22 protein-coding genes, 1 pseudogene and 1 riboswitch are annotated in these 20,171 nt (G+C 39.3%); of the genes and pseudogenes, 9 read left to right on the top strand and 14 right to left on the bottom strand.

What is annotated here, in order from left to right:
• Positions 1 to 98: 98 nt before the first annotated feature.
• A complete protein-coding gene (locus BMX30_RS09790) occupies positions 99 to 380 on the bottom strand; it encodes a hypothetical protein (protein WP_090744400.1) in 282 nt (93 codons plus the stop codon).
• A gap of 270 nt (positions 381 to 650) precedes the next feature.
• Between BMX30_RS09790 and cspD the strand changes: the two genes are divergently transcribed.
• Positions 651 to 851: a cold-shock protein CspD gene (gene cspD / locus BMX30_RS09795; RefSeq protein ID WP_046524220.1), complete on the top strand. Its 201-nt coding sequence runs from the start codon at positions 651 to 653 to the stop codon at positions 849 to 851.
• 66 nt (positions 852 to 917) lie between these two features.
• Here the strand turns inward: cspD and BMX30_RS09800 are convergent, their stop codons facing one another.
• Positions 918 to 1,109, bottom strand: coding sequence for a zinc-finger domain-containing protein (locus BMX30_RS09800; RefSeq protein WP_090744403.1), 192 nt, complete (start codon positions 1,107 to 1,109; stop codon positions 918 to 920).
• A gap of 20 nt (positions 1,110 to 1,129) precedes the next feature.
• Positions 1,130 to 1,786 carry a reverse transcriptase-like protein gene (locus BMX30_RS09805; RefSeq protein ID WP_090744406.1) on the bottom strand — a complete coding sequence of 219 codons (657 nt, stop codon included), beginning with the start codon at positions 1,784 to 1,786 and terminating at the stop codon, positions 1,130 to 1,132.
• A gap of 119 nt (positions 1,787 to 1,905) precedes the next feature.
• Here BMX30_RS09805 and BMX30_RS09810 point away from each other — a divergent pair, with 119 nt between their 5' ends.
• Together BMX30_RS09810 and BMX30_RS09815 are read left to right on the top strand one after the other, a co-directional pair.
• On the top strand, positions 1,906 to 2,316 hold the full coding sequence (locus BMX30_RS09810) for a reverse transcriptase-like protein (protein WP_090744408.1): 411 nt from the start codon (positions 1,906 to 1,908) through the stop codon (positions 2,314 to 2,316).
• The gene (locus tag BMX30_RS09815; RefSeq protein WP_090744411.1) at positions 2,313 to 3,251 is read left to right on the top strand and encodes a DMT family transporter; all 939 of its coding nucleotides are present in this window, start codon (positions 2,313 to 2,315) and stop codon (positions 3,249 to 3,251) included. Before BMX30_RS09810 ends, BMX30_RS09815 begins: the two co-directional genes overlap by 4 nt.
• A 21-nt stretch (positions 3,252 to 3,272) precedes the next feature.
• Here the strand turns inward: BMX30_RS09815 and BMX30_RS09820 are convergent, their stop codons facing one another.
• Positions 3,273 to 3,545: a DUF6123 family protein gene (locus BMX30_RS09820; protein ID WP_090744414.1), complete on the bottom strand. Its 273-nt coding sequence runs from the start codon at positions 3,543 to 3,545 to the stop codon at positions 3,273 to 3,275.
• 73 nt (positions 3,546 to 3,618) lie between these two features.
• On the bottom strand, positions 3,619 to 4,077 hold the full coding sequence (locus BMX30_RS09825; RefSeq protein WP_090744417.1) for a divergent PAP2 family protein: 459 nt from the start codon (positions 4,075 to 4,077) through the stop codon (positions 3,619 to 3,621).
• Between the two features lie 159 nt (positions 4,078 to 4,236).
• On the opposite strand from BMX30_RS09825, the gene sspL reads away from it, so the two are divergent.
• The gene (gene sspL, locus BMX30_RS09830; protein ID WP_090744419.1) at positions 4,237 to 4,368 is read left to right on the top strand and encodes a small, acid-soluble spore protein L; all 132 of its coding nucleotides are present in this window, start codon (positions 4,237 to 4,239) and stop codon (positions 4,366 to 4,368) included.
• 154 nt (positions 4,369 to 4,522) lie between these two features.
• Here the strand turns inward: sspL and BMX30_RS09835 are convergent, their stop codons facing one another.
• From BMX30_RS09835 to BMX30_RS24250, 7 genes and pseudogenes are all read right to left on the bottom strand, one after another.
• Complete coding sequence (locus BMX30_RS09835) at positions 4,523 to 5,392, bottom strand: 5'-3' exonuclease (RefSeq protein ID WP_170843846.1); 870 nt, start codon at positions 5,390 to 5,392, stop codon at positions 4,523 to 4,525.
• 373 nt (positions 5,393 to 5,765) lie between these two features.
• On the bottom strand, positions 5,766 to 6,518 hold the full coding sequence (locus BMX30_RS09845) for a nucleotidyltransferase domain-containing protein (RefSeq protein ID WP_090744425.1): 753 nt from the start codon (positions 6,516 to 6,518) through the stop codon (positions 5,766 to 5,768).
• Between the two features lie 12 nt (positions 6,519 to 6,530).
• Positions 6,531 to 10,190: a dynamin family protein gene (locus tag BMX30_RS09850; protein WP_090744428.1), complete on the bottom strand. Its 3,660-nt coding sequence runs from the start codon at positions 10,188 to 10,190 to the stop codon at positions 6,531 to 6,533.
• A 504-nt stretch (positions 10,191 to 10,694) separates the two neighbouring features.
• Entirely contained in the window at positions 10,695 to 11,267 is a 573-nt protein-coding gene (locus BMX30_RS09855; protein WP_090744431.1) for an isoprenylcysteine carboxyl methyltransferase family protein, read from the bottom strand.
• 2 nt (positions 11,268 to 11,269) lie between these two features.
• Complete coding sequence (locus BMX30_RS09860; RefSeq protein ID WP_090744434.1) at positions 11,270 to 12,355, bottom strand: type III polyketide synthase; 1,086 nt, start codon at positions 12,353 to 12,355, stop codon at positions 11,270 to 11,272.
• A gap of 189 nt (positions 12,356 to 12,544) precedes the next feature.
• Positions 12,545 to 13,318 (bottom strand): SDR family NAD(P)-dependent oxidoreductase, encoded by a 774-nt coding sequence (locus BMX30_RS09865; RefSeq protein WP_090744437.1) that lies wholly within the window; start codon positions 13,316 to 13,318, stop codon positions 12,545 to 12,547.
• A gap of 323 nt (positions 13,319 to 13,641) precedes the next feature.
• A pseudogene (locus BMX30_RS24250) lies at positions 13,642 to 13,760 on the bottom strand (solute carrier family 23 protein); the annotation flags it as partial.
• 282 nt (positions 13,761 to 14,042) lie between these two features.
• Positions 14,043 to 14,144: riboswitch (purine riboswitch) on the bottom strand.
• Positions 14,145 to 14,513: 369 nt separating this feature from the next.
• On the opposite strand from BMX30_RS24250, the gene BMX30_RS09870 reads away from it, so the two are divergent.
• Genes BMX30_RS09870 through BMX30_RS09880 form a run of 3 tightly spaced genes read left to right on the top strand, consistent with a single transcriptional unit; the run spans position 14,514 to position 16,825 of the window.
• The gene (locus tag BMX30_RS09870) at positions 14,514 to 14,663 is read left to right on the top strand and encodes a cytochrome c oxidase subunit 2A (protein ID WP_090744439.1); all 150 of its coding nucleotides are present in this window, start codon (positions 14,514 to 14,516) and stop codon (positions 14,661 to 14,663) included.
• A gap of 27 nt (positions 14,664 to 14,690) precedes the next feature.
• Entirely contained in the window at positions 14,691 to 15,167 is a 477-nt protein-coding gene (locus tag BMX30_RS09875) for a cytochrome c oxidase subunit II (protein ID WP_090744442.1), read from the top strand.
• Positions 15,167 to 16,825, top strand: coding sequence for a b(o/a)3-type cytochrome-c oxidase subunit 1 (locus BMX30_RS09880; RefSeq protein ID WP_090744445.1), 1,659 nt, complete (start codon positions 15,167 to 15,169; stop codon positions 16,823 to 16,825). The genes BMX30_RS09875 and BMX30_RS09880 overlap by 1 nt, the downstream gene beginning before the upstream one ends.
• A 126-nt stretch (positions 16,826 to 16,951) precedes the next feature.
• On the opposite strand, the gene BMX30_RS09885 is transcribed toward BMX30_RS09880, so the two are convergent.
• Together BMX30_RS09885 and BMX30_RS09890 are read right to left on the bottom strand one after the other, a co-directional pair.
• Complete coding sequence (locus BMX30_RS09885; protein ID WP_244532550.1) at positions 16,952 to 17,860, bottom strand: DMT family transporter; 909 nt, start codon at positions 17,858 to 17,860, stop codon at positions 16,952 to 16,954.
• A 129-nt stretch (positions 17,861 to 17,989) separates the two neighbouring features.
• Positions 17,990 to 19,495 carry a carboxypeptidase M32 gene (locus tag BMX30_RS09890; RefSeq protein WP_090744448.1) on the bottom strand — a complete coding sequence of 502 codons (1,506 nt, stop codon included), beginning with the start codon at positions 19,493 to 19,495 and terminating at the stop codon, positions 17,990 to 17,992.
• Between the two features lie 193 nt (positions 19,496 to 19,688).
• Between BMX30_RS09890 and BMX30_RS23515 the strand changes: the two genes are divergently transcribed.
• Positions 19,689 to 19,841 (top strand): hypothetical protein, encoded by a 153-nt coding sequence (locus BMX30_RS23515; RefSeq protein WP_170843840.1) that lies wholly within the window; start codon positions 19,689 to 19,691, stop codon positions 19,839 to 19,841.
• A gap of 98 nt (positions 19,842 to 19,939) precedes the next feature.
• Positions 19,940 to 20,170, top strand: coding sequence for a DUF2249 domain-containing protein (locus tag BMX30_RS09895; RefSeq protein WP_090744451.1), 231 nt, complete (start codon positions 19,940 to 19,942; stop codon positions 20,168 to 20,170).
• The last annotated feature ends 1 nt before the right edge of the window (position 20,171 follow it).

Raw genomic sequence — 20,171 nt, forward strand, 5'->3', positions numbered from 1 at the left:
TCTTATTTTAGCCGAGCTTATCCAAAACAGTAAAGACACAAATAAAAGAAGAAGCAGCTTTTTCTCACTGGCTGCTTCTTCTAGATTCAGTTTCAAGATTAATACGGCTCAATAGCCAATAAAGTCTTTTTATACCACTTATCTTTAGGGACGATGGTAGAAACGGTAAAAATCGACGAGGGGATTTTTTCAATTCTAAAGATAATCGCACCCAACTTATCGTCAAAAAGAAGAAATGATTCACCATGAGAAAAACCCTTCACTTTTGTTTCAAACTCTAGCACCAATTGAATAACAATTTCTTTGTCCTCTTCCTCAATATCCAAATGTGGTGAAAACCTGATGATCCAATGATTACCATCCATTGTAAAACGATACATTTCCTCACCCTTTAAGCTTTTCAATAAAGGTATGAGAACTACAATTTTTTTATGCTATTGCTTTGGAAGTGACATGTCCAAAATTAGTGAATTTTATTTGAAATATCGTTATGGATTCTTGACTGCCAAGGGCTATTTCATGTATATTTAAAACATCATTTATCAGAATATATTATTATTTTTTAAATAAATCTGTATGTCCTGTTAAATGAAAATATTTACTTTGACACTAATGAAGTGTCTTGAAAAGGCTTAGGAGGAAAATGTAACATGCAAAACGGTAAAGTAAAATGGTTCAATAATGAAAAAGGTTTCGGTTTTATCGAAGTTGAAGGCGGAGATGATGTATTCGTTCATTTCACTGCTATTCAAGGAGAAGGCTATAAGTCTCTTGAAGAAGGCCAAGAAGTTTCTTTTGAAATTGTTGAAGGAAACCGTGGACCACAAGCTGCTAATGTTGTGAAATTATAATAGATAATAAAAAGGAATTACACCTGGGCTGGCGCTACCGCCAGCCTATTTTAGTGTCTGCTTCTATCACTTAGTGTTTTGAACAGATAGTTTTGTCCCGCAAGCCTTTAATTTCTCCCCAACCGTACATTGACTAATACAAAAGCGGTGTGCATAGCGCTTTCCATGATCTTTCTTATTCTGCCTTTTTAGAAAGCACCCCGTACAATAGGTATCCATGAGAGCTTCCATGTCTGCAAGCACTTGTTTCCTTGACAATCGCTTCCACCTTCCTTACCTTACAGTATCTGCATTTTACTGTGTATTGATTTCCCCTCTAATGCTTGAGTGGCTAATTTGTCTGCTTCTTTATTTTCTTTGCGATCAATTGCAGTATATTTTGGATGTAATCCTAGTGCTTTTATTTTCTCTTCAATCCGATCGAGCCATGAGTTTAAAGTTTCTTCATAGCAAGGCCATTCTCCTTCAAGTTGTTTAAGAACAACTTGAGAATCCCCCTTAAACTCACAAGCCAGATGATGTACATTCAGTTCTTCTAACAAGGTTAACGCAAAGTAGAATGCCGCATATTCAGCTTCATTATTTGTATCAAGCTCCTCAACGAGTTGATTAGCACGCAGACGATACTTTTTTTTCCCTTGCTGGTAATAAACAATGGCACCCAGTCCAGAGTGATTGTTTTCACGATTAAAACCACCATCAAAATATACTGTTAAATCATGTGGTTCCTCTTCTATTTCTGCTAATAGTTTTTTCATTTCTTTGATTGTCCAAGATGTGCCTATCTCATCTGAGAAGGAAATTTCAATCGCTTTCCCTGTCTTTTCTAACTCTTCACCTGCAAAAAGAGCATCTTCTCCCTCGAGCCAGTCAGAAGTAAAGGAAACTGGTTCTTTTCCTTTTAATTTATACTTATATTCCAGTTTATATTTCATATTTTTCGCCTCACTTCAGAAATAGAATCGATTGATTTATAATGGATGTTATTAGCGTTCTCAACAATGATTTTATGATACACTGAACCTAAACATTATAGGAATAGGGGAAATGATTTTTGATTGAAGTTTATATCGATGGTGCAAGTGCTGGAAACCCCGGTCCAAGCGGAGCGGGCATCTTTATTAAAGCAAATGGTGAAGTCTTTACTTATTCTATTCCATTAGGATTGATGTCTAACCACGAAGCTGAATACCAGGCTTTTATCAAAGGTTTAGAGATTTGCCATGAAAAGGGGTTCAAAACGGTATCGTTTCGAACAGATTCGGAGCTCGTAGACACAGCCGTGGAGAAGGAATTTGTTAGGAATCCTCTATATAAACCCTTATTAGAAAAAGCATTAACCCTGTCAGGTCAATTTGATCTCTTTTTTATGAAGTGGATTCCTTCCTCACTAAATAAAATGGCCGATGAACTGGCTCGTAAAGCCATCCGAGCAAATAATCTAGATGAGGGAAAAGACCTATGAAACCTTCTCTTATTGCAGATTTTTCTTTGTTGTTTGTCGCATTAATTTGGGGTGCGACCTTTGTGGTCGTTCAAAATGCAATTTCCTTTCTGGAACCTTTATCATTTAATTGGGTACGTTTTACCCTAGCTGCAGTTCTACTAGGTTTATGGCTAACTCTTTTTGAACGTAAGCAAATAAAGAGCTTCGATAAGAAGGTGTTTTTAGCTGGGTTCATTCTTGGATTTTGGTTATTTATAGGGTATGGCTTTCAAACTCTAGGCCTTGTTTATACAACATCTTCAAAAGCCGCTTTCATTACCGGTTTAAGTGTTGTGATGGTTCCATTATTCACGATTATCCTTTTCCGTAAACGCCTTTCTGTGAATGCCTATATCGGAGTGTTTGTGGCTACGATTGGTCTATACCTCTTGACGATGACGGATGTAACAGGGTTAAATATTGGTGATGGTTTAGTGTTTATTTGTGCAATTGGGTTTGCTCTTCAAATATTATTGACCGGCAAATATACGAGTCAATTTCCAACCCTTCTACTAACAGTCATCCAAATTGCTACAGTTGCTGTTTTATCTGGCATATCGGCTATTCTATTTGAAGATTGGCAACGAGCCTTTGATCCATCCATCCTCTTAACCTCAGAGGTCATGATGGCTTTAATAACGACAGCCGTTTTTGCAACGGCACTTGCTTACCTGATTCAAACCAAGTTCCAAAAGTATACTACTGCAACAAGGGTCGCTCTAATCTTTGCAATGGAACCTGTTTTCGCTGCGATTACTGGCTTTACTTGGGCAGGAGATCGTCTTTCATACAGTGCCATTGCTGGCTGTCTATTGATCTTCGCAGGGATGATTTTAGCTGAATTGCCAGCAACTCGATTCCCAAAACTTAAACCTGTTCTAACTACAAAAAAAGGAGCGGATACAGAGGTTTAACCCTGATTCCGCTCCTTTGTTTTATGGTAAGGGAAGTAGCTGCTTTACTTTCACAAAGTTCAAAGCTTCTCGGCGCCCTTTGATTTCATTGGCCATGAAGGTCTCCAACAAAGAAATATAGAAGCTCCCATCAAACCTCTTTTGCACTTTCAACGTAATTTCGATTGCTGTATTTATTAATTCATCAGATGCCTCAGTGTACTGTTTCCCAAAATAAATGAAGCCAATTGCATCTTCTCCAAAATGAAAACCCTTGCTTTTTAAGCTAAGCAAGTAATCCTCTAATGTATTCATTTATGGCCAACCCTCTCTGGTGAATCTATCCATATCCAATGTAGATTTTACCAGAGGATTCGACAAATTTCTATCATTTTTTTGAAAATTGGTAACCAAGCATCCCTAGGCAAATCCCAACTACTGCGCCCGCAAGGACTTCTGCAGGTTTATGTCCAAGGACTTCCTTAAGTGGCTCTGGAGCTTTCTCCTCATATTTAACGGTTTCATGTTCATGTATTTTATCAATTAATTCATCTAAGTCATTTACCTTTAAAGTCAATTCCCCCGTCTGTCTTCTAATCCCTTGTGCATCATACATAACAATCATGCCAAAGACTACTGATAACGCGAAATCAACTGTAGGAACTCCTTTTTTCAGCGCAACATAAGTACTCAAAGACGAGACCCCTGCTGAATGAGAGCTAGGCATCCCACCTGTAGCAAAAAATAAATCTGGCTTCCATTCCTTCGTCTTTATATAATGAATCGGAATTTTAAGTGCTTGTGCAATACCGATACTTGATAATGCAATTACTATGCCCTTATTCAAATTACTCACCTCTGTCTTAATTTGAAAAGAAACGTCTGTTTTTATACTTTCGAGGCATAATAACCATGAAAAAATTTCTCAAGTAACTTTGAAATAAACGGTCAATTTTCGGTAAAAGCTAAACGATGTAGCTCGCTAATCGAAAAGGAGTGAAATAATATGAGTAAAAAACATGGTCGGGGAACAAAAGCTCCAGGAGTGAATCCACAAGGATATGGCCAGGACGCTGAACTAACAAAAAATCCTAAGACAGACTTAGAGAATGCAGCGAAACGAAGCAATACAAAATAAACCCTATTGAGAGAACAAAAGCGCAAGCGCCTTGGTCAGCCCCGTGAGTCTAGACGAGTCCAGCCAGAAGGTTGCCCTTGGATTGAACGAAAAGCGGAGGCGAATTTTCTAAACAAGCACAAAAAAACGGCCGAGTTTTTCGGCCGTTTTATATTTAAGCAAGTTCCTTATCACTATTTAGAATAAATTTATGCAAACCTTTAAACTCAATCTCCTCAAATTTACGTAGTACCTTATCACGGTCAATTAGAAGTGTAGCTGTATCTAAATTACAACTTACCTCAACATCACATTTAATCTCTGCTAGTTTCCTGCTAAGGTGAAGCATATCCAGGTCTTGTTCAATTTTACTACGTTGGCCTTTTGTTAACGAATCTAGGTTGGCGAGTATTCCTTCAATATGATCAAATTGCTGTAAGAGTTTGATAGCTGTCTTTTCACCAATTCCCCGTACCCCAGGGTAATTATCACTTGGATCACCCATCAAAGCCTTTAAATCAATCATTTGTTCCGGCCATATACCTTTTTCCGTATAAAGCGTATCACGATTATGAACCTGATAATTTCCATAGCCCTTTTGCAATAAGATAACCGAGGTCCGATCATTAATGAGCTGAAGAATATCTTTATCGCCCGTTAATATAGAAACATGAATTTCCTCATGAACATTTCTAGCAATTGTCCCAATGCAGTCATCTGCTTCATAGCCAGGCATTCCGATATTCGGTATGTCAAAGGCTTCTACAATTTCCTTAACAAGATCAAACTGAGGAATCAGCTCAACAGGCGCTTCTCCGCGATTTGCTTTGTACTCAGGAAACATTTCAGTTCTAAACGTTTTACTTCCCATATCCCAGCAAACCGCCACATGGCTAGGCTTGAAACTCGCAACAGCTGTCATCATATGTTTCACAAAACCTTGAACTCCATTTGTTGGAATTCCTTTAGAGTTAATCATAAATTGTCCAGTTACCGCCGTTGCATAAAAGGCACGAAATAATAATGCCATGCCATCGACTAACATAAGAGTTGATTTATTCACGAATTCATACCTCCTATTTTACTATCAATAATATATATACATAACTCTAATTTTCAAAAGCAACTTACCCATTATAGCATGATTACTAGCGTTTTAATGATCAAAACCACAAATTGGTACTAGAAACTAAAGGAAGCGCCATTGCTCGTGCTTGGCGCTTCCTTTTAAAGGTCATTTATTTTTCCCTTTTACCATTAGCTTTAAGACATGAGGTTTCGGGTCCCAGCAATTAAACTGATAGGATGTTTTCGTCTCAAAGCCCAATCGACTGCAAACATACTTCATCCCGTTTTCTGTCCGATTTGCACAGAAATGGACACATGTAGCACAGGCATGAAATCGGTTGACCACCTTTTCACCCCCAAAGTCCTAGTAGATTCCACAGCCAATGATTAAGGGACTCTGTAGCGTTCTTCCCTTTTTCAAAGGACTTCACTTCAATTGACAGTTCCTCGAGCAATTTATGAATTAGCTGTTTAAGCCTCGCCCTGTCTTGCTCTACAATCAGATTACCCTGACGTTTGGCCTCTATTAGTTTTAGAAACAATTCCGAACCCTCGGTATTCGGTTCCTCTTGTAAACCATTAGGAATAAGCTGCCCATTAACAGGGAGACGCTCTGCTAACCCCTTAATAATCAACAAGGAACGGAGACAATAAAGGAGCTGTTTCTGATCTTGACCAGTAAATCCATTCTCTTCGGTGGTCGCGTTTAGATTTCGTCTTGCAAGACTAAGGTAATGCATTCCCAGTGAGTAGGGAGAATAGCCTGAAACGACCTGTTCCTGTAATTGTGTCTGAAAGCCTTCCACATCGACGTAAACTGTCGAGGAAAAGGCCCATTCAAACAAATTAGGATTAGACTTGCGCAAAAGCCGAAAAGCTTTTTGTATGTCCCAGCCTTGAGCATCATATGGATGATGAATCGTAATGACTTCAAGCGGAGCATCAAGGGAGAAATACTTTCGAGCATCCTCGTGCTTAAAAATAAAGCGAATATCCTGATCTGAGTCTGCTGAAGCATATCCCCACGCTCTGCTACCTGCCTCACACGCATACAAGATTTTGACCTCATAGTCTCTTTCAATCGCGTTGAGCCATTCCTTCATTCCTTCACGTCCTTATGCTAGCGACTTTATCTTGGTATAGGTATCTTTGAGTTCGTCTAAAGGAAAATCTGTTGAAAGAGTTGACCTTAAGCCCGTATAATATTCTTCCGTCTGTTCAACAATGTCAGTGAGCAAGCGCTCAAATAGCTTTATTAATGAAGCATGATAATGGTCTTTCAAATCCTTATTTTGTTTTTGCAAATACTCATCCGCTGGCTGTTCTAGAATCTTTTCCACTTCTTCGCTCATTACTCTTTTTTCATCCTTCTCGAAGAATGCCTTTGGATTTTTAAACGAACCTAATGCTTTTTTAAATACTTTTTTATCTAGATCTTTAAACGCTACTTCAAAGTCGATTTCATCAAACTCTGTTAGTTCAACCGTAGCAATCGTTAAATCATCTGAAAGTTTATTTAACTCTGTACTAAGTCGTTGTTGGAATTCATTAAATAGCTTTGTAATGAACGCTTCAATCCTTAAAGTTGTGGCCCGCATTTCTTGAAGCAGGTCATACCCAATACTTTCTATCAACTCATCAAGAGCTGACTGTAAGGCATGTTTTAAATCACGCCCATCATCTTTAATGACCGTTGGATTAAAAGATTCACGGAAAAATTCATTGAATCTTAAGAACACCCTTTGTTTAATATAGTACACAAGTTCATCCGCTTCTTGAGTAAGCTGTTTCTCTAAAAAGTCCACATCCTTGCCTTTAATGTGATTAAGAACGTTATGTTTTTCATGGTCAAGTTCAGCAAGTTTCTTCATCTTTTCTTCTTGACCTTCTTGAGCTGAGTGCAGTAATTTTTCTAGAGTTTGGACAGATTGTTGCCATTTAGCTTCAGCCGATTCCATTGCCATCCGCATTAAATCATCTGAAATAAACGAATAGAACGACTGTTCAAATTGAGTAAACCTTGAATCTCCTTCAATGTTTTCCATTTTTTCTTTTAACGCTTTCAGACTAGACACAGGGTGGAGATGGGGCTTCCTTATTCCATATTGAACGAGTTGATCTTCGACATAGTTTAGGACATCTTCCATTTCTTCCTCTGAATTGGCCAAGTCAATCGCATTAACAATAAAAAACATCTTATCAAGTTCAAACGTATCCTTGACCCTACCTAGCTGGATTAGGAATTCTCGATCCGCTCTAGAGAAAGCATGATTATAATAAGTAACAAAGAGTATCGCATCTGAGTTTTTAATATAATCGAAGGCGACTCCCGTATGCCTAGCATTGATTGAATCTGCCCCTGGTGTATCTACGAGACTGATCCCTTCTCTTGTCAATTCACAGTCGTAATATACCTCTATCCATTCAACAAAACAGGACTTCTCCTCATCTGCTACATACCCACGAAAAGCATTCAAATCCGTCGTGAAAACGTTGCCCATCCGACTTTCAAATAACCGGTAGCCTGTTGAGAAAGCCTTAAGAAAAGAATGGTGGAGCTTTTCTGATGCCCCTGTATTCGCTTCACCCACCTGAATTGAAGCTATTTTTTCCAATGCCTCTGTAAAATTAGAGGCCTCCATTTTAAACAACTTTAATGACCTGTTCACTTCCTCTAACAGTTGAACGGCGTCTTTCACCTTCACAAGAACCGTTCCATGTGGGTGCACATCATCAATCGGCTTTATTTTATTTATGGCTGCTGTTGTTGGATTTGGCGATACCGGAAGAAGGTTTTCACCAATTAATGCATTTGCAAATGAGGATTTCCCCGCACTAAATGCCCCGAATAAGGCTACAGTGAACTGCTGATTTTCTAGTCTTCCGGCTTTTTCAATCAATTCTTTTGAAATCCTTTTTAAGCCAGGCAAACTATCCACCGCTCCTGCTGTTTCCCGCAATTTCTCCACTAGATTGTTCACTTGCCTATGGTAGTTTTCTAAGTTTACCTGCCCCTCTTGATTCGTACGGTTGCTTTCGGTTCTGTTTTGACTCGTCTTAGGTTGATCTTTCCTTGAGAGATTCTCAGTATTTAAGACCACTTCTTCATCAAGCTTTTGGATGAATAGGGCTTCTGCCTCTTCCACCGGTGGGGCTAGTTGAAGCTCTCCATATAATGCATTAAATATTTCCTCCGTTCTAGCTGAAAGCAGTTCCTCCGCTTTTAAAACACTTTGATATGTGTCAACTAATTGCCCGAGTAGTTTTTCCTCTTCCTTTGCCTCTACTAACTCATGGCCGGATAAAGACTTTACTGAAGCTAAGTATTCCTCCTTGAAGCTTCTCAACTGCTCACGTGATTGTTTTTTCAGCATTTCGGCAACATCATTTGTATAGGTAAGTACATAATCCCCAGATACGACTGCACCAGACTTAATGGTTTGTTGTAAAAGCTCTTTTGTAAAATTCACTTTAAACGACTGGGCAAGTGTTAAAAGGTTACCCTCCTGAATTTTTTGCTCCTTAAGGCATTTAAGGAGAAACTCTTTTAGGTGCCAATCTAATTGGGCCTGTACCTTCTCTGCAAGGTCCTGATAAAATAGTTCAAGTCTAGATTCACGTTCCTGAAGAGTCTTCTGTTTGGCAAAGAACAAACCCACTTTAAAGTCAGATTGCATAGATGTTAAATAAGACTCTGCCAATTCACGAGTCTTAAACGGCATTAAGTATGCACTCTTTAAGATCGCATCAACCCCTTCAGTGAAATCAACTTCCCTCCTTGCTTCTCGGCTTTCTAACTCTCTTAATTTTCCTTTTATTTGTTCATGCTGCTCAGGAAGTTGACCCCATTCGGTTTCAGGTACGTCATTCAAACGCAACTTTAATTGTGAAAACTGATTTTCTGTTGTTTCTGTTAATTGTTTAACATGATCTTCTGATACCTTAACAAGTGATTTGAACACTGACTCTGGAAGCATTTCTTCCCGATTTCGAATGCGTTCTTGAAGTAATTGTTGCAGCTCATTGAATTGATTATGCTCAAAATCTGGCTGTTTTAATGAAGTAAAATAAATTCCCTTCGGTTGAACTCCCCAAGACGCAAAAGAATCGGAAACACTTTTCTTAAAGTCTTCAAACCGTAGTTCTTCCTCACGGTGCTTATCTATCATATTCACAACAAGATAAAGCTCTTTGCCAGCCTCGGTTAACTCTTTTGTAAATAAAAAGTTAAGCTCCGACTGGACGTGATTATAATCCATTACATACAATACCAGATCAGCTAGATGAAGTGCTGACTCCGTAGCAATCCTGTGGGCATCATCAGCTGAGTCAATTCCAGGTGTGTCCATAATCACTACTTCCTCTAGAATCCTCGATCCTTTATGACTAATTTCAAGCGATTCGATTTGGTCGCCATCCTTGCAGTAGTTTTTTACTATTTCATAATCATAGGGTGCTGGATAAAACCTTGGCTTTCCTTCTTTAAAGAAAACCCGCGCATATTCTTCCCCAGATTTGATTTTTACAAGGTTTGCACTTGTGGGGATTGGACTAGACGGAAGTATGTCTTCACCTATTAAAGAGTTAATCATGCTTGACTTACCAGCAGAAAAATGGCCACAAAAAGCGATTGCAAACTCTTTTTCTAATGTCTTTCTTCCAAGTTCCCTAGATTTTGCGGATGCCTCGGAATCTTCATGCTGTGAAAACAGACCATGAAGCTTAATGATTTTCCCTAAAAGCTGTTTATCCTTTTGAGCAACTAATAGACCCATAACTTAAACCCCTTGTGACAAATTTGTGAACACCTTTGTTCCCTCCATTTTAAATGATTTTTCATTTTATTCCCACAATAATAACTAGAAAATATACTTTTAAAATAGGAAAATGCCGTGAATCATTTTTCAAGAGGCTCTGTTAAACAAGAATGTTGATTTCCGCTTCAGGCGCTCACGAACAGCGGGGCGGGCGGTGAGCCTGTCTAGCTGCAGCGCCTACAATCAACGGGAAGCAAAATCATCACTCTCCTTTAACGGAGATTTGCAAAATAAAAAACCCGGGATAATCCCGAGTTATAACAGAGTTCGTTTGAAATTATTGTGGTTTTAATACATGATCCAAAACGTATTTCATAACACCTGAATAGACCGCTACAGTTGTAATAACTAGCAATGAAGTCATTATGACCACCATCCTTATAGATGATATGTAGTAATTGAGAATAATTTTCAACCTCAATTAAAATTTTACCATGTGTGTATGAAATCTTCAATATCGGACTATGATTTGTCAAACTTTTTTAACAAATTCGGCAAGAAACGGTGACTACCCTGAAATTCAGTTTCATAACCCGTCCATTCTTTAAGAGCCTTCTCTTCTGTAGGAATTCTAATTGAGAGAATGGCCATATTTAAAATTGTAAATAGGATCGCTGTTGTATAAGCATTAAACATCAAGGGGATAATCGCCAGTTCCAAGGCAACAATAAAATAATTGGGATGCTTGATGTAACGGTACGGCCCTTTCTTCACAATCTCTGCTCCCGGAAGAACAATAATCTTTGTATTCCAATAAGGACCAAGGGACTTTAGTGCCCATATTCTCATTGCTTGCGTGAAAAGAAACCCTCCAAACAAAACTACCCAAAATTGAGAGAGCTCTCGATTAAAATAAAGCACTTCGAGTATCATTGTTATAAAAAAGGCAGTATGAATTAGCACCATGATTGGATAATGTTCTGCACCGAATTCTACAGCTCCTTTTGCTTTCATCCACCGTTCATTTTTTTTAGCAATAACCAATTCAATTGCTCGTTGAAAGACAATAATGGTGACAAACAGGTAAAATAACATCTTTATTCCCACCTCAAGAGAAGCAATTCCGAACTGAACCCTGGACCTAATGCTGCAGCTAGACCCAGTTCTCCCGGTCTCGCTACCTCCATAAACCTTCTTAACACATAAAGAATTGTTGCAGAGGACATATTTCCATGCTCTTTTAATACCTGAAGAGAAATATCAGTCATCCCTTTCGGAAGCTGGAGTGCCTTTTCATAAGCATCTAATACCTTCCTTCCACCAGGATGGGCAATAAAATGGTTGAGATCCTCTACTTTAACATCTTGTTTCTCTAGGAATTGGCGCACATTTGGCTCTAACCAATTTTCAACTATCGCTGGGATATTTCTAGAAAAGACAACATGAAGACCTTCATCCTTCATATCCCACCCCATTACATCTAAGGAATCATTCATTAATGTCGAACTTGTTGCCAGTATGTTAGGTAGTGATGTGGCTTTTTGATATGTATGAAAGTCTGAGTCATCCCCGCAAACGACAACAGAAGCAACCCCATCAGCAAATAGGGAGGTACCGACTAAATTACTCTTAGAACGATCATTTCTTTGGAAGGTTAAACTACATAATTCAACTGATAATACAAGTACTTTCGAAGAAGGATAAGCCAGACAATAATCATAAGCGCGCGATAATCCTGAGGCGCCCCCAGCACAGCCTAATCCCCATATTGGTATCCGTTTTGTATGGGGCGAGAAAGGGAGGTGGTTCATAATCCTCGCTTCAATACTAGGTGTAGCAATCCCGGTACTAGTGATAGTAAAAATAGCATCAATTTCATGAAAGGGAATCCTTTTTTCTAAGAAATAAGGATTAGACAGGCTGCCTTCGATTGCTTCTTTTCCTAGTTCAACAGCTGTTTGGAGGTAAGCATTGTTTTTTTCTTCAAGGGAGTGATCTTTGCTAAACCAAGTCAAGTCTTCCGAAAAATAACGTTTCTCAATTTGCCCATTCAAAAACACTGGAAGCAATCTTTTAATATCGTGAAAGGATTCTGAGAATAACTCCTCAGCAAACTCCATGACTCGGTTCTGAGGAATGACGAATGGTGGACTGGCTTCAGCTACTGATAGTATCTTTGGCATGATTAACTCTCCTCACTTATCTTTAGCTTACTTTTTCCATTATTAAGGAGAGTATGCACCTACCCGCAATAGACAAAAAAAAGCTTCCCTAGAAAGGGAAGCCTAACGTTTTGAAGGAGTTGCTGTGCACTATTATTATAACTGACTATCGTTGGTATTACAGTAGATAATCTTTTCCATTTTCATAAATTAAAACCCATGAATGGTCATGCCGCCGTCCACAAACAATGTTTGCCCAGTAACATAGCTCCCTGCCTCAGAGCAGAGAAAAACAACGGGGCCGACTAGTTCAGGGAGCTCACCAACACGATTCAATGGAGTTACAGCGAGAATATCACGGACGTAATCCTCGTCCGCGAGTAATTTTTCCGTTAATGGCGTTTTAAAATACCAAGGGCCAATTGAGTTGACATTGATGCCATACTTTCCCCATTCCATTGCAAGGACTTTTGTCATTTGAATCATCGCGGCCTTTGTCGCTGCGTAAACAACCCCAGTTCGAAGGGCGACATGCCCAGCAACAGACGAAATATTAACAATTCTACCGCCATTATTCATTTCTTTCATTCGTTGACCGACTTCTTGAGACAACATAAAGGCGGATTTCAAGTTTGTATCCATGATGGTTTGCCACTCTTCATCTGTTACATCAAGGGCTTTAGAGCGGATATTCATCCCAGCATTATTAATGAGGAGATCAATTTCCCCCCATTCTCTCATGACTCGTTCAACCGTGTCTCGAACTTGTTCCCTGCTCGTTACATCTGTTTGTAGAATTAGAGTGCGTCGGCCTAATTCATGAATCGATGCCGCTGTCCTTTCAAGATCAGCTTCTGTACGTGAAATCAAGGCCACGTCAGCTCCCGCCTCTGCTAGTCCAATTGCCAGCGCACGTCCAATCCCTCTCCCAGCTCCTGTCACTATAGCTACCTTTCCACTCAGGTTAAATGAAGGTAAAAACATATGTATCATCATTCCCTTTTTTAAAATTCTGTTTTATTCTACCATGTTTAAAGGTTTACAAGTAAAGAAAGAGCATCGATACAAATCGATGCTCCATGTTATTTGTATTGATTGGATTGAGTTTGTACCTCTATCCAAATTTCTTTTTCCACTAATATGCCACAATGTTTACAAGTGCATGACTCATTGTACAAAAGGCGACACTGATCACAATAGTATTTATGCATTTCTCTTCACATCCCCGCAGAATCCTTTTGTATTAGTTTATGAATTCAGCTAGGAAACGGTACATCACAGATTAATTTATGAGGCTTTGTAACACCTTTTTTAGTTTTAATACCAGATAATTGAATAAGTCCGACATTCTGAGAAAAAGTAGTGTATGGAAAAGAATTAAACATCCGCCCAGAATAAACGCTAATCCTTCGGCACGATAGCCTAGGCGACTGCACAAGGACGACAAGCATAAGACGCGCCGTGTAAGAAGGTGCTTTTTACCTTCTGAAAGGGAGTGGCTTATGTCTTCCGAGTCCCTAGGAGCCGCAGCTAGACAAGCGCGCTGGAGCTGGATTCAGAGAACGAACACAAATTCATTCACACCCTTAACTTTTATAATTTCATAAACGATAAAAAATGCCTGGGGTCATTGCTTCACTCCATAAAGAGTGAAGCAATGAGACCCCAGGCATTCTGGTTTTAGGCAAAAATAACGAACCTATTAAAGTTCTGCTCATTGCTCACTCATAGTCAGACCATTTACGGCAGTCCGGTAGAAACTTGCAGGCCATATCCCCGCGATTATATGAGTTACATTTAAATTTAAAATCATTATATCATTTAGCTGGCACCTTCCAACCTTAAAAACGAATGTTTTTTATTTTCACACAAAAAAAGTTCGCTTTTTCCTCTTGAAGGCTCATTCCTATTTGTCAGTGTTTCAAATCACACAAATGCATCTTAGGATTAAATGTTCATATTTTCACAACGATGAGTTCACATTTCCTTCACAATTACCCCGCGATTAATGTGACAAAAATCACCGCTACGACAACTTTATAACATTAACATAGTGAATACATAAGGAATGAACAATTTGTGAATTGACCGAAAGCTACTGGAAAATACCGGATTGTTTTGTATGATGAAAATGTAATTATTCTAATTAAATTTAAAATTCCTGAAAGGAGTGGACAAAATGGCTCAGCCTGGGCTCGATAAAAGAACACAGACGAAGGTGGAGGATCAGTCCTCATTAAAGGGAACGTTAGCTTCGGTATTCTTGCTGGGGTTCTTCCTAATCATTACGTGGGTTGGTGTATTCTTGTTATTTGTAAATCGTTTTTAATAGAGAGATAAAGGGGAGAAAAATACCATGCATATTCATAAGTTCGAAAAAATTTGGCTTATTTTTGGGGTAGCCACTTTACTTGTTTTTTTATCAGTGATTGGTGTAAGTGCCTTTTACCTTGGAAATCAGCCACCTAGTTGCCTAGCTACCATCAATCCAGAAAAAGTGGATACAACTGCTCCATTTGATAAACCAGGTCTAAACAAAGTTGAAGGAAAAGAATGGGATTATGAACTTGTTTTCGTTGCTTCTGCTTTTAACTATACACCGGGGGAAGTCGAAGTCCCGCTTGGAGCAAAGGTGAAAGTCATTGCGACAACTAAAGATGTTGTTCACGGCTTTAATGCTGCTGGGACTAATATCAATATGATGCTTGAACCAGGTTATATCTCTGAACTCGTCACAACCTTTGACAAGGCTGGAGAATTTTTAATTGTCTGTAACGAATACTGTGGTGCCGGTCATCACTTGATGTCTTCAATGATTAAGGTGGTGGAATAATGAGTTCTTTCACTGAAAAGATAAAAAAGGTCGATCCTCGAGACGCAAAATTAGGAATGGCCCATTTTTACGTCGCATTCATCGGTTTATTTATTGGAGGAATGGCTGGATTACTACAAACTCTCGTCAGATCTGGCCAGTATACACTTCCGGCTGGGATTGGATACTATCAACTCTTAACATTACATGGCGTTGTATTGGCCCTAGTAATGACCACCTACTTCATTATGGGCTTTCAGCTTGTGGCTGTAAGTCGTACAGCTGGAACACTTTCTAATAAGCAAAGAACAACTGCTTGGATTGGCTTCTGGTTAATGACGATTGGAACCGTCATGGCTGCAGTTATGATTTTATTAAACGAGGCATCCGTCCTTTACACGTTTTATGCTCCACTTCAAGCACATGCCCTCTTCTACGTGGGTCTGACACTTGTCATCGCCGGAAGTTGGCTAGGTAGCGCTGCAATTATTATGGCTTATGTGGCTTGGAGAAAACAGAATCCTGGACAGCCAAGTCCACTTCTTACATTTATGGCATTAGTAAACACCCTTATGTGGGTTGTTGCTACGATTGGTGTTGCCTCCACCGTACTATTTCAATTATTACCATGGTCGCTCGGCATTGTTGAGCGCGTAGACGTTGCAGTTAGTAGGACATTATTTTGGTACTTCGGACACCCACTCGTTTATTTCTGGCTCCTGCCTGCCTATATGGCATGGTATGTGGTTGTACCGAAGATCATTGGTGGTAAAATTTTCTCAGATTCACTGGCAAGACTTTCATTCATTCTCTTTTTATTATTCTCGATTCCAGTTGGATTCCACCACCAGTTAATGGAGCCAGGAATTGACGCTGCATGGAAGTTTTTGCAGGTTGTTCTTACCTTTTTAGTTATTATTCCATCATTAATGACGGCCTTCTCACTATTTGCAACTTTTGAAACATTTGGTCGTTCAAAAGGAGCAACTGGTTTATTCGGTTGGCTGAAAGAGCTTCCATGGGGCGATGCTCGTTTCCTCATTCCATTTATCGGGATGTTAAGCTTTATACCTGGTGGAGCAGGTGGAATTATCAATGCTTCAAACCAGATGAACCAAGTTGTCCATAACACAATTTGGGTGACAGGTCACTTCCATCTAACTGTTGCTACAGCAGTTATTTTAACGTTTTTCGGTATCAGTTACTGGTTGATTCCACATTTAACAGGTCGGACTTTAACAAAGGCTATGAACAAGCTCGCTATCCTGCAAGGGGTATTATGGGCGATTGGTATGACGTTTATGTCTGGTGCGATGCATGCAGCCGGCCTTCTCGGGGCACCACGTCGCTCTGCATTCTCTGAATATGGTGGAGCTGCCCAAGCTGCCGAATGGATTCCTTACCAAATTGCACAAGCCGTTGGCGGATCTATTCTATTCATAGCAATCATCCTTGTTCTATATATCTTTATTAATCTTGCTTTCTTTGCTCCAAAAGGAGAAGAAGAATTCCCTGTAGGAGAAGCAGCGAACTTGGCAGAAAAAGCACCAATGGTATTAGAGAACTGGAAACTATGGCTAGGAATTGTAGTTCTACTTATCGCATTTGCCTACACGATTCCATTTATTGACTTGATTGAAAATGCACCAATTGGTTCTAAAGGATATAAATTGTGGTAAGAAGAAAAGTGCAAGCGCCTTGGTGAGACTCGAGGGGCTAGGCGGTGGCGGTGGAGCTGGAAGCAGAGGCGAACACAATTATCCACAACCTTAACTTTTATAATTCTCAAACAGAAAAGCGCTCCGTCAAAATCGAGCGCTTTTTTCTTGTTTTCTTTTATATGGAAGACGAGTTCCCTTTGGAACATTTACAAACGTTACGGAACCAAGGATGAACGCAATCCCTATTAGTTGGATCACCGATATATGCTCTTGATAAACGATCACTCCTAGGAGGGTTGCAGCAACTGGTTCAACGGTCGCGATAATGGCTGCACGGCTACTTTCAACTTTCTCAAGACCCCATGAGTAAGCAAAGTATGCCAATACCGTTGGTACCAACCCAAGGCCGACAGCATATAAGAGAACTTCTTGATTAAATAGATGCTTAGTCTGGTTCGTCCCTACAAACGAAGGGACCAGAAAGACCGCAGCAGTTGTAAACGTATATAATGTTAGGGTAAAAGGAGAATATTTCTTTAGGGCTACTTTCCCAAATATACTGTAGAGAGCATAGCCCAGTCCTGCACCTAATCCTATAAACAAACTCATAAGCGGAAAACTACTTCCCTGAGACAAGCTAATTTCGGCGACCATTGCTGAACCGATAATAGTTCCAGCTACTGCTGTAAGTTTTCTACGATTCAATCTCTCACCTAAAAATAGTACTGATAGCGTAATCACAAAGGCAGGCGACGTATACAGAAGCGCTGCCGCAACCGGTATATTCATTTGCTCAATTGCCGTAAAATAACACCAATTAAAAAAGACAATACTCATCAGCCCGGTCCCGATAAACAGTGGTAAGTCCTTTATGTTGATCTTTAAATACTTACGAAAGAAGATTCCTCCGATAATAATAAGCATAATCGCAGCAGAACCTACTCTAATCGTCACAATTTCCATCGCACTAAATCCTGCTACGGAAAGACCTTTTACAAAGAAACCAATAAGTCCCCACATCGTTGCCGCAAAGGCAATCATTAAGTAAGCCAAAACGCAATATTCCCCTTTTTACTATAGGCTCATTTTACAAACTGTGTTGCTTTTTGATATGAAATTAGATGGATTAAAATCGCTCAAAAGGTAAGCAACCTTAATACAAGCCGGATTCAATTGACTTTTTTAGGATATTTGGTATACATCCTTATATTTCTCTGTTAAGTATTCAGCTAGGTAATTAGCATTCAGGCCTTCACCTGTGACACTCTGAAGAATCTCAAGCGGCTGTTTTAGTTTACCAAATTGGTGAACCTTTTCTGTTAACCACTCTTGAATTGGTTTTAAGTTTCCTTCTTCTAACAAATGGTCAAACTCTGGTAAATCTCTGAGCATCGCATGTTTAAACTGTGCTGCATACATATATCCCAAAGCGTAGGAAGGGAAATACCCAAAGCTTCCACCTGCCCAGTGTACATCCTGGAGTACTCCCTCGGAATCATTCTCTGGGCAAACTCCGAGATACTGCTCATATTTCTCATTCCATATTTTCGGTAAATCCTTTACCTCAATCTCGTCATTGAAAAGCCCTTTTTCAATTTCATATCGAATCATGATGTGAAGAGCGTAGGTCAATTCATCGGCCTCAATCCTAATTAAAGAAGGCTTAGACTCATTTATGGCCCGGCAATAGTCCTCAAGCGCTACGTCTGAGAATTGACCATCGGAATATTGCTTTAAAAGATCGTAATTTTTCTTCCAAAAGAAAGGATTACGTCCAACGAAATTTTCATAGAACAAGGACTGAGATTCATGGATCCCCATTGATGTCCCCGTACAAAGTGGCGTCCCAATTAGTTCTTTAGAGAGATTTTGTTCATACAGAGCATGACCGCCCTCATGAATCGTACCAAAAACAGCCGTGCGGAAATCTTGTTCATCGTACTTTGTCGTGACGCGGACATCTCCCGGATTCATCCCAATGGCAAATGGATGGACTGTCTGATCTAGCCGACCTGCATTGAAGTTATATCCCATTTGTTCTAATACCTTCAGGCTGAAATCGCGTTGCTTCTCTTTCGGAAAGTGTTCAAACAGAAATTGTGTTTCAGGCTTATTTGGAGAATCCGCAATTTGTTTTACCAATGGAACAATTCTCTCCCTTAGCTGTCCAAATACATGATCAAGTACATCCACCGTTACACCTGGTTCGTACATATCGAGCAGAGTATTATATTTATTTTCTTTATAACCCCAATAGCCAATAAATTTCTTCGTTGTTTCTACAAGCTTTTCAAGATAAGGCCGGAACATTTCAAAATCTGAATTTGCCTTAGCCTCTTCCCAAACGCTTTCTGCCTTCGATTGGAGAATCACATAGTCACGATACTCTTGTGCAGGGATTTTTTTGTTTCGTTCATATTCTTTTTTACACTCTTCAACTGTCTTTTTAACGAGTTCTGAAAGGTTTTCATTTGAAGATAAGGTGGTTATGTATGAAGCCATTTCTTCAGATGTTGACATATTAAAAATCTCAGTTGATAAGACTCCAATCACCTCTGAGCGTTGTTCCACCCCGTCTTTTGGTGCACCCGTACGTAAATCCCAATATAAAACGGATAGTGCTTCTTGATAAGCTGTCATCTTTTTTACATAATCGAGAAATTCTTTCTCTGTATTTTGAGAATTCATTATCTTCCCTCCATTTTCTATATCTCACCCATATTATCACATTTTCCAAGGAACTGTTATCAATCTAGCCTAACCCCTATACATGTCTACGCCATTTTTAACGTATCTGAACTAGTATCAAGAAGATTAACAAATCTGCAGCAAGGAAACATGTTACGATAAGAATACATAACGACTTTAGAGGAGGAAAGCTATGAAAGAACTTGTGGGATACTGCCATAAATGCGGGAAAGAAATTTTTTGTCTGGATGGCTTCTTCAATGGAATCCAGCTTGATGGGAAACAAATCCATTGTTTTCCTTGTGCCGAAAAAGAAAGTGATACGAGTGGAGGACAATCCCAATAGACAAAAATATTAATTGATGATAAAGGTCACTTTGTCGTTCAGCATTACCTGTTACACTTCAAATATAAAGAAAATTTACTTGATCAGGAGATGTTAGCATGGAACCCAAAGTAATCGACTTAGATGTGCGAGAAGATATTAAAAATGGTCAAGATCCATTCGATAAAATCATGTCCACGGTTGCAGCTTATCAGACCGGGGATATCCTTATTCTTCAGGCTCCCTTTCAACCTGTCCCTTTATATGGTGTACTAACTTCAAAAGGATTTGCTTACAATACCGAAGAAATAAACGAGAAACATTATAAAATTACATTCACAAAAGCGTAAA

Origin of the sequence: Mesobacillus persicus (assembly GCF_900109925.1) — a bacterium.
Classification (GTDB): Bacteria; Bacillota; Bacilli; order Bacillales; family Cytobacillaceae; genus Mesobacillus_B; species Mesobacillus_B persicus.